Source organism: Paenibacillus sp. 01T442 (genome assembly GCF_056398345.1).
The window spans coordinates 1-13249 of record NZ_JBFTPF010000110.1 but is presented as its reverse complement, the minus strand read 5'-3'; the positions used below and the strand labels follow the sequence as shown (position 1 = coordinate 13249).

Here is a 13249-nt window from a genome sequence, read left to right as displayed (position 1 = left end):
CTTGCAAGCTCTTAAAGATAAGCACTATAATGTGGTTTCCATCGAGGACTACGCTTGTTTCCATGCACATCGGACGCCATTACCACCGAACGCGGTGGTGATTACGTTTGATGATGGCTACCGATCATTTTATGATAAAGCCTATCCTCTGCTGAAGCAGATGGGATATACGGCGACGAATTTCCTTATCCTGAGCGATATAGACTCCGATAATCCATCTTTGCCTTTTCTGACCTGGAGTCAAATTATTGAAATGAGACGTGATGGCTATAGCTTTTACTCACATACCTATGATCTGCATCAGAAAAAACGGGATGAGTCTGGTAACCTAGTTCCTCCACTGTCGAATCGAATCTGGTTGCCTAAAGAGAAAAGATCGGAGACGGAAGAAGAGAGAAAGCAGCGCGTGAGAGAAGATTTGTTGGTAGGTGAGTTGTTTCTGAAGACAAAGCTTCACAATCAGTTCTCATTTCTCTGTTTCCCGTTAGGGGAATATAATCAGTCAGTAGTTGAGGAAGCGAAACTGCAAGGATTTTCTTTGTTTTTTACGACGAAAGAAGACATTAACACAGGGAACAGTGAGGAAATTTCACGCATAAGTGCAGGCATGCCCTATGTCTCTTCCGATATTTTACTTAAAAAGATGCAAGTGTACGATCAGAAATAGTCTGTAAATATGTCAGGTTTCATCACTCGTTTATTATCAAATAAACTTTTTGTTTAATCCTGTCGATAATTATGTTATATTATCTAACATATAAAAGTTTTCTAGGGTTCCGCGGCCTAACCGCCGGTCAGGTCCGAGAGAAAACACACAGCACGCTGTGTTCACGGAGGGATAAAAGCCCGGGAGGTTATCGATTCTGATACCTTTCGGGCTTTTATATTATCTTTGGATAAAGTGACTTATTGGAGGGGTTCAGATGACGATTAGAAGAAAGCTTTTGTTAGGATTTGGAATTATTGTTGGGTTATTTTTAATTTCGCTTTCCATTCTATATGCGTCACTTCGTCAGACGTCTTCCTCATTTGAACGATTTGCGCATGATGACGTGCATTTACTTAACCTGGCTAATCAAATACGATACGAAGATATCCGGTTAACGGATTCGGTTAGAGKGATCATTATTGATCCTGGAAACAAATCAGAAAGTGAAACTTATAACAATTATGCGGTACAAATCGATAATCACATCAAAGAAACGGTCAGTCTCCTACAGACAGAAGAAGAGAAACAAATCTTCCGTGATTTGGATGCAGGTAATGTGAAATTGGTTGAGTTGGAAACCAAAATGATGGAACTCGCAGCTAGCGACAAAGCCCAGACGTTACGAATTTTTGCAGGTGACTATGCGAAGCTTCGGATACACTTTGCTGAATTATTAAACCGATTTCAACACATGCAGGAGCAGCATATTGAGGAACGTTCCCTTCAAACGGCTACGCTCGTGAAGCAACGATCAGCAATTGCTCTGGTGGTGCTTGCATGTTCTATTTTAGCTGCGGTACTTATCGCATTAGGAGTAACCAGGCATATCCTTTCTCGGGTGCGCCAAGTGAAATCGAAGCTGGACGAGCTGTCTGGAAGCTCAGGTGATTTACGTGAACGAATTCAAATCCAAGGCAAGGTGAAATTGCTCAGTTAGCGCAATCTTTTAATAAGATGATGGATATGATTCAAGGACTCATTCATCAAGTCAAGGAATCAGCCGACAGAGTTAACCTAGCTACAAAGTATCTAGTCTCGTCTTCCGAACAAACATCGAAGATTACACGTGATATTGATCAGAAAGCCGTGGATATGGCGGAAGGGGCGAATTCGCAAGCCAAAGGGATCGAAGAGAGCTCGTTTGCCATGGGGGAAATTGCCTCAGACATCCAACGAGTAGCTGATCATATGTCGACGATGGCCATGCAATCGGAACAATCCGTTTTACTAGCAACGATGGGGAGTAATTCTATTGAATCTGCAGTAGCTGGTATGTATGCACTTACAGAATCGGTTCGGCACGCGAATCAAGCTGTAAAGAAAGTAAATGCGAAATCACAAGCCATCTATCAGGTGATTGCATGGATGCGAGAGGTGGCAGATCAGACGAATTTGTTGGCACTTAATGCTGCTATAGAAGCTGCCCATGCTGGAGAGTACGGTAGAGGCTTCGCTGTTGTAGCTGACGAGGTTAGAAAGCTTGCAAGTCAGAGCTCACAATCGGCTGAGCATATCACGCAGTTGATTGGGCAAATTCAAGCGGACTTAACGGAGGCAGATGTTGCAATGGATCAAGGAGGGGTAGAGGTTGGTGTGGGTCTAGCCAGCATGGAGCATGCGGGTGACATGTTTGTGAAAATTCGAAATGATATCCAGCTCATCTTTCAAAATACACTGGAAGTGTCCGGCGTGTCGCAACAGATGGCCGCGGGCTCAGAGCAAATCTATGCATCATTCAGCGAAGCAGCTGATATTAGTAAGCACACCGGGAGAGACACGAAATTTGTGTCTGATATGGTGCAAAAACAATTAGAAACAGTAGAAATCGCAACAGAACATGCAGCAACACTATCCCAGGTTGCGAATGAATTGCATACACAGATTCAACGTTTTCATATTTAAATAAAGAATACGAGCTAACGCTTATTGCGTTTGCTCGTTTTTTATACCCGATTGTAAAGCAAGATTGTTCCAAGCAGGAGTCACGTCTTTTTCTGTTGAATACAAGGAAGTATCGGATACGTGCTTAATTTCAAATTATGGAGTGTGATTGCGATGCTAATAGCACTAAATGAATTGCAATTTTATAAAAACTTTGATGAACTTGCTCAAGATATTCTAGAGATGGCAAAAGAAACGATGCCTGACCGTTTAATTTATTTGACTAATTTTACAAAGAAACAGCAAATCATATTAAAACTTTCCGAATCTAACGAAAATATCGGTATTCATGAGGGTATGGTTATTGAGATTAACGAGACGGTTTGTAACCGTATTGATTTTGAAAACAATGCACCTTTAGTATTCGAAGATATGAGTAAAGAAGCGAACTTAGATGATTTAAGACAAGCGCTTGTTGGGGCTAATATAAATTCCTATTTAGGGATTCCTATTCTACTGTCGAATGGAGATGCATTTGGGACTTTGTGTGCGGTTCATACAAATGCCAAAAAAATCAACAAGAAGAGCATAATCATGCTCCAAAGAATAGCTAAGCTATTCTCCTATTACTTAGATTTGGAACGACTTGCTTATAGGGATTCTTTGACGGGACTCTACAATCGCCAGTTTCTTTATAAATATTTCGAAGAAAGCTCCACCACTGGAGGCGCTCTGTTGTTTCTAGATTTGGATGGTTTTAAGAAGATAAATGACTTGTATGGTCATGAAACTGGAGATTTAGTGTTGAGGGAAGTCGCATTAAGACTTGAGAATTTCGTACAGCTGCATCATGGTTTTGCGGTTAGATTAGGGGGAGATGAATTCATTATTAATTTGATTGGTCTCACTAGCCGCGAAGAAACTAGTAAACTAGCTGATTATTTACTTACACGTTTATCATGTTGGGATACCCAGTTAGAAGCATTCAATTTATCAGTTAGCATTGGCATTGTGTTATATCCGTCAAATGCAAACAGCATGTTAAAAATTTTACTTAAAAATGCGGATAATGCCTTATATCGGGCTAAAGCAAACGAAAAGAACGGATACCAATTTTTCTAAAAGGGTAGGTCACACTTTTCTGTGTCTTTTTCCATAAATATGTGTAATTACTACTATTTCACGCAGTGTAAGATATATGCTATAATTCACGGAGTCATAATACCGACTTACAACCACCGTTGGTTGTAGGTCTTTTTTTCAGGAATGTGCTAGATATCGCAAAACAACTTAGGCGTATGCGGAAATTATCAAACAATTGTGATATTGAAAGTAGGTTCATTTATGAATTTTATTCTAATGGCTGCTATGTCTTTGGTACCCTTGTTTTTAGGTATGTCGTGCAAAATGCTGTTTAAAACGAAACTAACCAACGCCATGGTACTTTTCATGTTCTTCATGAGTATATGGCAATTAGATGTCAGTGTGTTATATAGCATTGACGTGATTAAAATCGATACGATCTTATTTCTGTTTCAACTCTTGCGAATTGGGTCGATCATGCTGCCTCCTGCATTTTTGTATGTTGGTTATATCTCTTTAAAACATCTATCCAAAGATGAAGCGAAATGGATGAATCTAATCATAAATAAGTATACCCTTACCGCATATGGGTTGTGGTCTGTATTTATTTATATCATCAATTGGACAGATCTAGGTGTACTAGGTTTAAAATCGATCCAAGGTATCGGGAACCAGATTACTGTCTTATACCCGATCTATGGTGAATGGGGAAGCTTATTTGTTAACCACATTAAATTGTTAGTCGTAAGTATTCTTTTAACATTAGTCGCAAGTAGAAAAGTAACGGATAAATATGTGAGAAATTTCCTAACTTTATTTAGTCTTACTTTCCTATTAACGTATATGATCGGCGTATTGAATTTACAAGCAGGCACTTTCATATATTCAAGCCAAATTGCGGTCATGATGTTTTCTATCATTATCTTCTTTATTTTTGTACATATGAGTACAAGAATGATAAGAGACACCTCGCAAATTTTGAAAAGGAAAGAGAAAGAAGAACAAATTGAAATATCGACTTCGGGACTCATTCATGAAATTAATAATCCGCTTACGGTTGTGAAAGGATATTCCGACCTCTTGTCACGAAATGAGCAGTTGGATGGCAGTGCCAAAGGGATGGTAAGTCATATTGGGATTGCTGGCGACCATATGAACAGCATTCTTACGAATTATAATCATTTTATTAAAAGTGGCAAAATCGAAACGGAAGAAGCTGACATTCTGGATGTCCTTAAAGAATCCATTGCCTTGACTTCCATACAAACGAAAGAAAAGAATGTAAGCATCGAATGCAATCAACATAAAAGTATCATCGTTTCGATAGATCGAGATAAAGTCAGACAAGTCTTCATCAATTTAATCAATAATAGTATTGATGCGATGGAGAAGTCAGCTCGTAAAGTTCTCAAGATTGACTACTATACGAAGAACAATGAGGTTCATATTCTATTAACTGATACTGGCTCTGGTATTCATCCAGATGAATGGGAGCACATTTTCACACCTTTTCATACAACTAAGAAAACAGGTATGGGACTAGGCTTGTCGATTTCGCAACGCATCATCAACTCCCATGGCGGTTATATTGAAATCGTAAATAGTTCGGAAGAAGGTACGGAACTGAAGGTGATCATGCCACTCTGGTCCGAATAACATTGAAATACAACGTAATTCATAACCAAAAAGCTTAGTCTACGGGACATTTGACATTCCCTCACAGACTAAGCTTTTTATTATTGACTAACAGCGATTCGTTCTTCCCTCGAGTCTTCCTGCATAAGAGGTTTGCTCTTCGATCTATATACGCCAAGCATTAAACCTGTTCCTAGTGCCGTGCACTCGAGTGGATGTTCAGCGATATGAACGGCAACTCCAGTATCAGCACGAATACGTTCATCAATTCCTTCCAGCAACGCGCCGCCACCACAGAGCAATATGCCTTGTTCCATAACATCGCCTGCCAGTTCTGGCGGACAAAGCTCTAACGTTGCTCGAATTGCTTCGATCAAGGCATCCAAGAACTCATTAACTACCGTGAATATTTCACTTGAAACCAATCGAATAGATCGGGGTAAACCAAGTACCAAATCACGTCCACGGATCTCTATCGAGCGTTCCTCCGTTGAAAGGATAGCAGTTCCGATTTGCATTTTAATTTGCTCTGCGGTGCGTTCACCGATTTCCATGTTATATTGACGTTTCACATAATCCATAATATCGCGATCGATCGAAAGGCCACCTCGGTTGATCGTATGACTTGCGACGATACCACCAAGTGACAATACGGCTACCTGACAAGTCCCCCCACCAATATCGAGAACTAAGTGACCAATGGGTTCGTCGAGCATAAGTCCAGCTCCAAGTGCCGCTGCAATGGGTTCCTCGATAGCAATTGCTTTTTTGGCACCACGATGAACGATGGTTTCCTCAATCGCTCGTTTTTGGACATTCGTAATACCGCACGGCACTGTAATGTAAATTTGCGAACTACGAAGAAATGAGGGTCTTCCTTGAATTTTTTTTATAAAATGGTTCAGCATCGAGCTGGTCTTGTCAAAATTTGCAATGACACCATGTATTAAAGGATACGTGATATCCACATGCGCGGGGGCTCGTCCAATCATCGCTTGCGCTTCTGATCCTGCAGCTAATAATTCACCTGTATGTTGATCAAATGCGACGACGGAAGGTTCATTTAGCACAATACCTTTACCTTTTTCAAAAATAACTGTGTTGGACGTACCTAAATCAATCCCAAATAACTTATCGAACTGTTTGAACATTACTTGTTTCCTCCTTTGAATTGTAATCAGGCATAGTGGGGAGGTGGCATTCACGTCTGTATAGTATTCTTGTTCATTTGCAGTTTTAAGGGGGCTGATGACAAAGGAAATATTTATAAGACGACGAATTGTTAACTAATCCAACTAGAAGGAAATCTTCCAAACGAAGGTGATTGTATGAAAACAACGATATATATGGTTCGACATGGCCTTGCTCCGTTTTCGCTAGAACATGAATTACAAGGTGGAGCTAGTCTCTCGGATAAAGGGAAATCAGACGCAAAAAGAGTCGCTGAGTTGTTAAAAAATGAAGACATTGATGTTATTGTATCGAGTGCGTACCATCGAGCGAAAGAAACAGTGTCTCCGCTTGCTGAAATCCTAGAGAAAGAGATTATGCTCTACAATGAACTCATTGAAAGACCCATTGCGAGCTTGAATTATCCAGTCGCTGAAGAGGAGCTTATCAATGGAATTGAACGATCCTTTACCGATATGGATTATTGCATGCCGGAAGGCGAGACAACACGACAAGCACAGGAGAGAGCGATTCCCGTCATCTTGCAATTGCTATCAGAGAATGAAGGTAAGAAATTGGTCATCGGCACTCATGGAAATATCATGACAATTATATTGAACTATTTTGACGACAAGTATGGATTTCAATTTTGGAAGCAAACAAGTAAACCTGATATTTATAAGCTCGAGTTTGAAGAAAATAAATTGCACCATGTTGAGCGGTTATGGTCAGATAGTGAATTTAATGGATGAAGGGGAATTAGAGAGAAATGGAGATCCAGAGGATAAAGGAGCGTCGGATACAATTGATTCGTGAAGCAGAAAAAACAGATCGAGATCAATTATTCGGACTCTATCGAATGTTAGTTCCTACTAGCAAGAAAATGAAAGTGTTTGAAGAACAAATCGAAAAAATCAGAATGGATCCTACAAATTTTTTATTCGTTTATGAGGAAGAAGGAGAACTTTYAGGAACACTCACATTAAACATTTGTCTTCAAGCCCTACATGGCTTAAGACCCTATGGCTTGGTTGAAAATATAATTGTTCATGAAAATCATCGTGGTAAGCATATTGGCAGTGCACTTTTACAACATGTTGAAGCGTACTGTGTATCCATAGATTGCCATAAAATAATGCTACTTAGTAACGCTAAGCGTGAGAGAGCTCACATATTTTTCGAAAGGGAAGGTTATAACGGATCAGTTAGCAAAGGATTCAAAAAATATTTATAAACTAATAAGTAATAAAAAAGATTTTGTTCCGAAAAGGAAAGGGGGATGCCTGTGGTACAAGAAGTTGTCATCGAAGCTTATAATCTGGATTGGATCCGAGAATTCGAAAATGAAAAAAAGAAGATATCTCAAGTTTTACCGAGCAATGCCATTCAAATCGAGCATATCGGAAGCACCTCGATCATGGGGATGCCTTCCAAGCCAATTCTAGATATCGCAGTAGGTGTGAAGAATCTCGACGATGCTGACATGTTTATTGAACCATTAAGTACACTTGGCTATGAATATGTTCCTAAAATGGATTTTCCCAATCGTAGGTTTTTTCGGAAGGGAGAGCGGAAGAAGGGTACACATCACCTTCATGTTTATGAACAAAGCAGTGACGAATGGAACAATAACCTCCTCTTCCGTAATTATCTAAGAAGCCATCCAAAGCAAGCAGAAGCGTATGCCGAGCTTAAAAAGCACCTTGCTTCCATATATGTTGAAGATAGAGCTACGTATACGCAAATGAAAGCACCTTTCATTCAATCGATTATTGAATTAGCCCAAAGGAGTTGATTTCATATGCCTGTTTATAATGCCGCTTGTGATGTAAATAATCCACAAAAAGGCCAACTGTTGGCCGATATAAGACAGTGGTCATGGGATGATGTTCCGGACATTTGAAGGAACCTGGACGCTGAGCCTTCATCAACCTTTTCAAATGCCCAAATCAAGATGTAAATTGTTCGAATTGGTAGATACTGGAGATAGCTTCCAAGTGGTTCGCCAATTAGATTAATACAAAGGAGATAGCGTTATGATGAAACTACGCTGTGCAATATTAGATGATTACCAGCAAGTAGCGTTGACATCTGCGGATTGGTCGCAGATTTTGGATAAGGTGGAGGTCAAGCGGATCGATCGGCATATCGACCAAATCGACGAGTTGGTTGAACTGATCGCAGACTGCGAGATTATCGTCATTATGCGTAAAAGGACGCCATTCCGCGCGTCATTACTTGCAAAGCTTCCTAAACTGAAGTTGCTCATCACGACTGGGATGCGCAATGCTTCTGTCGATATGGCCGCGGCTGCGTCGCAAGGCATTGTGGTATGCGGCACGGGAGGAGCAGGTAATGCAACAGCCGAACTCACGTGGGCGCTGTTATTAGGCCTTGCTCGTAAAATTGTCACGGAACACAATGCGGTTCGCAATGGTCAATGGCAAAGCACGGTTGGCTCGGACTTGTACGGCAAGACGCTTGGTGTCATTGGACTTGGTAACCTAGGTACGAAGATTGCCAAATTTGGCCACGCATTTGGCATGGATGTGATGGCATGGAGTCAGAATTTAACGAAAGAGCGGGCCGACGAGGTCGGTGTGCGACTTGCAGCTACTAAAGAGGAGCTGATGGCGAACAGTGATTTTGTGTCGATTCATCTTGTTCTAAGTGACCGGACAAGAGGGTTGATTCAAGCGGAAGATCTTAAGCGAATGAGGTCTTCGGCCTATTTGATCAACACGTCACGAGCTCCGATCGTAGATCAAGCTGCACTTGCAGAAGCCTTGCAAGACGGATGGATCGCTGGAGCGGCTGTTGATGTGTTCGAAGTGGAACCTTTGCCTAAGGACGATATCTATCGGACACTTCCGAATCTACTCACGACACCGCACATTGGCTATGTAGCGAAAGCGAATTATGAAGCCTTTTACAAACAAGTGGTTGAAGATATTGAAGCCTATTTATCCGGAGTACCGGTTAGAAGATTGAATTAATTAATCACATTAACTATCGTGGGCAGAGGAATAGATAGACTCGATAACTATCGAAACTAGGTGGTGTGCAAGTGAAAATACGTGAGGGATTACGCCATGTATGCTTCAGTATTTGGGTTGTCCAGCTTTATCTGGTTCGGCTGGGCGCAAGAAAATCCGAGGTCTAGCTGGCGATTATATCTTGGTCTTGCCTCTGGGATTGCTCTTGATATTAGGCGCAGCGTCCGAAGAAAAGCTGCAATCATACGGTGCAGGTGATGCTATGCTTGACGAAGATTCTCGTCTTATGGATGAGGCGCTTGCAGCCATTTATGATGATACGGGCGGCTCATCGGAGAGGATTCCGCCCAGAGCGGCCATTCACGTAAAGCAGCCGGACAAGGGCCATCGTCCCCCAAGCTAGCCAAGTGGCTTGGCGATATCCGTACTTTTTTCCCTCCAGATGTCGTTTCTGTCATCCAATCCGATGCAATTGAGCGCAAGGGCTTGAAACAGTTGCTCTTTGAGCCAGAACTGCTATCTCAAGTTAAGCCTGACATTCAGATGGTGGCGACATTAATGGCGCTCAAAGGGAAAATACCAGAGAAAACGAAAGTTACCGTGAGGCAACTCGTCAAAGCGGTTGTCAATGAAATCGTGAAACGACTATCACAGGATTTACGACGTGCAGTTACTGGCGCACTCAACCGCAGGCAGCATTCACCATTGCCGGAGGTTGTGGATTTAAGCGAACAATGTGCAACGGATCCCGTTGACATGTTGTTTGGGATTCAGCTTGGCGGGGGGATGGATATTAACAAATCCCTCGCGTATTGCTCTTCTTTTATCGCGGAGCCGAAGAAAACGTTGTTTATCTTGGTCTCGGATCTCTATGAAGGCGGCAATCGAACAGAGATGATACAACGATTGATCGACATGCACCAATCTGGTGTGAAAACAATTTGTTTACTTGCTTTAACTGATCAAGGCGTGCCTTCATACGATGATGTTGTTGCGAAAAAGCTAGCTCAGCAGGGCATCCCATGTTTTGGCTGTTCACCAGATAAGCTGCCTGAGTTAATTGAAGGCGCGTTGAAAGGGCAAGACCTCTCGGTACTTGCTGAGCGTGTGAAGCAGGGGCAGAAGTAGCGCGGTGAAGCTCGGTTGGACGCTCAGGAAACGAACGCGAGATCTCGCTAATCAGATGCGTTGGTGGAGTTTGTAGATTCGGTGATCTTCGCAATGGAGACATCTGCTTTAACTGGAAAATATACAGCTATTTCCGATGGATTTCCTCGGGAAATTGAATTAACTGTAAAACATGTAGGTAAAACTACCGTTTTTGTTCAAATCGGATATAATGGCCAAAATTAACTACGGGTTTTCCATCTATTATGAGATTTTCTAGAAAATCCCACTAATTAACTGTAGAAATTCCATCTATTAAAAAAATGCACAGGAGAATTGCGAAACTCCTACCTATAGCATGCGAAAATACCCGACCGAGCACCAGCTCAGTCGGGTATTTCTATTTCTGTTTCACTTCAGCTGCACCCTCATAGAGGCCCTATACTGGGTCGGTGAAATCTCTACATGTTTTAGGAAATTACGACTAAAGCTAGCGAACGATTCGTAGCCGACTTCAAACGCGATATCAGTTACCTTCATTTCGGTTGTAGCTAACAAACTACAAGCGTGTCGAATCCGCGTTTCCTGAAGCAGTGTTACGAAGGTAACGCCAAGATGTTGAGATAAGATTTGCGTCACCCTAGAAGGATGACAATGGAAATGAGCGCCGATCAACTCCAACGTGAGCGGGTCACGATAGTGCGTATGAATATAGCGAAGTATGGCCCATGGTAAGGCGGTTTTGGACGACAATTCGGATACATTCGGCTGTACGTCTGAGCTGCTAGGATGGTGCCTGTAAAGAAATGCAAGTATACGTTGGAGCTCTCCTTTCAAGAGAAGAGGCTGCCAGATATCAGCGGATTGCTCATATTCACAAAGCATACCTTGCAGTTTCTGTCTCAGGAGCTCACTTTGTTCAGCACTCAAGTCATAGTGAGTTAAGAATGGATTGTTATCTGAGAGAAGTAAGCGCTCCGCTGGATCCCCAAGTAGCTCCAATCCAAACATACAGTTGAACAGAATGAGTGGACTGCCAGGATTCGCATTGATTTCATGCACTTGATAAGGAAGCAGTAGGGTAAAGGTTCCAGGTTGCATAGGATGTACTTGCCCGTTAACGGTTTCGTAACCGTAGCCCTCAACAACCAAAGAGAATTCCAAGAAATCATGACGATGGCTGGGAAAATGCTGATCAACCCGATTAATGGATAAATGAAAGGGGAATGCCCCAATATTGGGATAATCCGATAATTGCTTATTGATGGGAAATGTCATGAGAATCACTGCCTATTCAAGAAATGAGAGGTTTGTTCAAGGATTGATAGGTATAGTAAGCACACTTATTGTAACCTATTAATAGATAAGAATGAAGGAGGAACTCTCATGACCTTAACCATTGGTTCATTAACATCCAGTTCTGTTATTACAAGACATCCTGCTAACCCGATCCTCACGGCAGATTCCGTGCCCTATCCTACAGCGCTTACATTTAATGCTGGCGTTACCAAGTTCCAAGGTCAATATATCATGGTGTTCCGAAATGACCACGGCTCTGTCAAGGATCAAACGCTAGAGCCTTCGCATACAACCGATCTTGGTCTTGCCTACAGCAAAGACGGCATTCATTGGAATGTACAATCGAAACCATGTTGGAAGCTGTATGACGAAGAAATCACACGCGTCTATGACCCTCGACTTACCGTGATGGACGGACGTGTTTACATGTGTTTCGCGGTAGATACACGCCATGGTGTTAGAGGCGGGATTGCGGTAACGGATGACTTTGATAAGTTTGAAATTTTGTCAATGTCAGCACCAGACAACCGGAATATGGTTCTTTTTCCTGAGAAAATTAATGGGAATTATGTCCGTTTGGAACGCCCTTTCCCGGTTTACAGCCGAGGGAAAGATCAATTTGATATTTGGCTTTCGCATTCGCCTGATCTCAAATATTGGGGAGAAACGAATCTCGTTCTAGGTGTAGAGCATGTGCCTTACGCGAATGATAAAATTGGACCTGCCGCACCTCCAATTCGTACGTCCAAGGGATGGTTAACGACCATCCATGCCGTTGATATCGATTCAAACCGTGGTAAAAATGGCTGGGAAGCATCGTGGAAAAAGCGCTATACAGCGGGTATTATGCTGCTTGATTTGGAAAATCCGAGTAAGGTTATCGGACTTTATAAGGAGCCATTATTAGCACCGGAAGTTAGTTATGAAACAGATGGGGGCTTCCGTAATGATGTCATTTTCCCAGGTGGCATGATTCTTGAAGATGATGGTGAAGTGAAGATCTACTATGGCGCCGCTGATACAGTTGAATGTTTGGCGACAGCTCATGTGGATGATTTGGTGAAGTTATGTTTGGAAGGAAATAAATAGCGCCTGTTGACATTTGATGATGAAGATGTAAGAATGAATTAACTAAATGTTCGAATAAATTCATTGACGAGAAAGAGTATAAGGAGCCCTTGATCCACAGAGAGTTGGCACATGCTGAGAGCCAATGTTCAAGACTTCGTAGAAAATCCTCTCCGAGAAGGAAAGCTGAAGCATGTGAGTAAGCTGACCCGGGTTCCAGCCGTTACTAAGGATGCGTATGATGGTACGTAGTTAGAGGTGTCGTAAGATTATGATAGTCATAATCCTTACGGAACTAGGG

At 42.0% G+C, this 13249-nt stretch carries 12 protein-coding genes, 1 pseudogene and 1 riboswitch; of the genes and pseudogenes, 11 read left to right on the top strand and 2 right to left on the bottom strand.

Annotated elements, in window-relative coordinates; genetic code table 11:
• The 5 genes from AC1DLM_RS32775 to AC1DLM_RS32755 all read left to right on the top strand — a co-directional run.
• Positions 1-667 (top strand): polysaccharide deacetylase family protein (locus tag AC1DLM_RS32775; RefSeq protein ID WP_477572324.1); only part of this gene is annotated, 667 nt, incomplete at its 5' end.
• A 90-nt stretch (positions 668-757) separates the two neighbouring features.
• Positions 758-855: riboswitch (guanidine-I (ykkC/yxkD leader) on the top strand.
• A gap of 68 nt (positions 856-923) precedes the next feature.
• Positions 924-1646 carry an MCP four helix bundle domain-containing protein gene (locus AC1DLM_RS32770; protein ID WP_477572323.1) on the top strand — a complete coding sequence of 241 codons (723 nt, stop codon included), beginning with the start codon at positions 924-926 and terminating at the stop codon, positions 1644-1646.
• A 26-nt stretch (positions 1647-1672) separates the two neighbouring features.
• A complete protein-coding gene (locus AC1DLM_RS32765) occupies positions 1673-2611 on the top strand; it encodes a methyl-accepting chemotaxis protein (RefSeq protein ID WP_441990223.1) in 939 nt (312 codons plus the stop codon).
• Positions 2612-2731: 120 nt separating this feature from the next.
• Positions 2732-3712 carry a GAF domain-containing protein gene (locus tag AC1DLM_RS32760; RefSeq protein WP_441990222.1) on the top strand — a complete coding sequence of 327 codons (981 nt, stop codon included), beginning with the start codon at positions 2732-2734 and terminating at the stop codon, positions 3710-3712.
• A gap of 222 nt (positions 3713-3934) precedes the next feature.
• Entirely contained in the window at positions 3935-5329 is a 1395-nt protein-coding gene (locus tag AC1DLM_RS32755) for a sensor histidine kinase (RefSeq protein ID WP_441990221.1), read from the top strand.
• An 80-nt stretch (positions 5330-5409) separates the two neighbouring features.
• Here the strand turns inward: AC1DLM_RS32755 and mreB are convergent, their stop codons facing one another.
• Complete coding sequence (gene mreB / locus AC1DLM_RS32750) at positions 5410-6459, bottom strand: rod shape-determining protein (RefSeq protein ID WP_441990220.1); 1050 nt, start codon at positions 6457-6459, stop codon at positions 5410-5412.
• Between the two features lie 177 nt (positions 6460-6636).
• On the opposite strand from mreB, the gene AC1DLM_RS32745 reads away from it, so the two are divergent.
• The 5 genes and pseudogenes from AC1DLM_RS32745 (at position 6637) to AC1DLM_RS32725 (ending at position 10602) form a co-directional block, all read left to right on the top strand.
• Positions 6637-7230, top strand: a complete 594-nt coding sequence (locus tag AC1DLM_RS32745) for a histidine phosphatase family protein (RefSeq protein WP_441990219.1) — start codon at positions 6637-6639, stop codon at positions 7228-7230.
• Between the two features lie 53 nt (positions 7231-7283).
• Positions 7284-7712, top strand: a complete 429-nt coding sequence (locus tag AC1DLM_RS32740) for an N-acetyltransferase family protein (protein WP_477572322.1) — start codon at positions 7284-7286, stop codon at positions 7710-7712.
• 51 nt (positions 7713-7763) lie between these two features.
• Positions 7764-8273, top strand: a complete 510-nt coding sequence (locus AC1DLM_RS32735) for a GrpB family protein (RefSeq protein ID WP_441990217.1) — start codon at positions 7764-7766, stop codon at positions 8271-8273.
• A 241-nt stretch (positions 8274-8514) separates the two neighbouring features.
• Complete coding sequence (locus tag AC1DLM_RS32730) at positions 8515-9474, top strand: D-2-hydroxyacid dehydrogenase family protein (RefSeq protein ID WP_477572321.1); 960 nt, start codon at positions 8515-8517, stop codon at positions 9472-9474.
• A 178-nt stretch (positions 9475-9652) separates the two neighbouring features.
• Positions 9653-10602: pseudogene (locus AC1DLM_RS32725) on the top strand (VWA domain-containing protein).
• Positions 10603-10992: 390 nt separating this feature from the next.
• Here the strand turns inward: AC1DLM_RS32725 and AC1DLM_RS32720 are convergent.
• Positions 10993-11859 carry a helix-turn-helix domain-containing protein gene (locus tag AC1DLM_RS32720; protein WP_441990215.1) on the bottom strand — a complete coding sequence of 289 codons (867 nt, stop codon included), beginning with the start codon at positions 11857-11859 and terminating at the stop codon, positions 10993-10995.
• A 108-nt stretch (positions 11860-11967) separates the two neighbouring features.
• On the opposite strand from AC1DLM_RS32720, the gene AC1DLM_RS32715 reads away from it, so the two are divergent.
• The gene (locus tag AC1DLM_RS32715) at positions 11968-12969 is read left to right on the top strand and encodes a glycoside hydrolase family 130 protein (protein WP_441990214.1); all 1002 of its coding nucleotides are present in this window, start codon (positions 11968-11970) and stop codon (positions 12967-12969) included.
• Positions 12970-13249 lie beyond the last annotated feature (280 nt).

What these genes read in the sequence shown, in the direction of transcription:
- AC1DLM_RS32765 (WP_441990223.1), top strand. Translation starts at nt 1,673, where the DNA reads ATGATTCAAGGACTCATTCATCAAGTCAAGGAATCAGCCGACAGAGTT.
- AC1DLM_RS32755 (WP_441990221.1), top strand. Translation starts at nt 3,935, where the DNA reads ATGAATTTTATTCTAATGGCTGCTATGTCTTTGGTACCCTTGTTTTTA.
- mreB (WP_441990220.1), bottom strand. Translation starts at nt 6,459, where the DNA reads ATGTTCAAACAGTTCGATAAGTTATTTGGGATTGATTTAGGTACGTCC.
- AC1DLM_RS32745 (WP_441990219.1), top strand. Translation starts at nt 6,637, where the DNA reads ATGAAAACAACGATATATATGGTTCGACATGGCCTTGCTCCGTTTTCG.
- AC1DLM_RS32730 (WP_477572321.1), top strand. Translation starts at nt 8,515, where the DNA reads ATGATGAAACTACGCTGTGCAATATTAGATGATTACCAGCAAGTAGCG.
- AC1DLM_RS32720 (WP_441990215.1), bottom strand. Translation starts at nt 11,859, where the DNA reads ATGACATTTCCCATCAATAAGCAATTATCGGATTATCCCAATATTGGG.
- AC1DLM_RS32715 (WP_441990214.1), top strand. Translation starts at nt 11,968, where the DNA reads ATGACCTTAACCATTGGTTCATTAACATCCAGTTCTGTTATTACAAGA.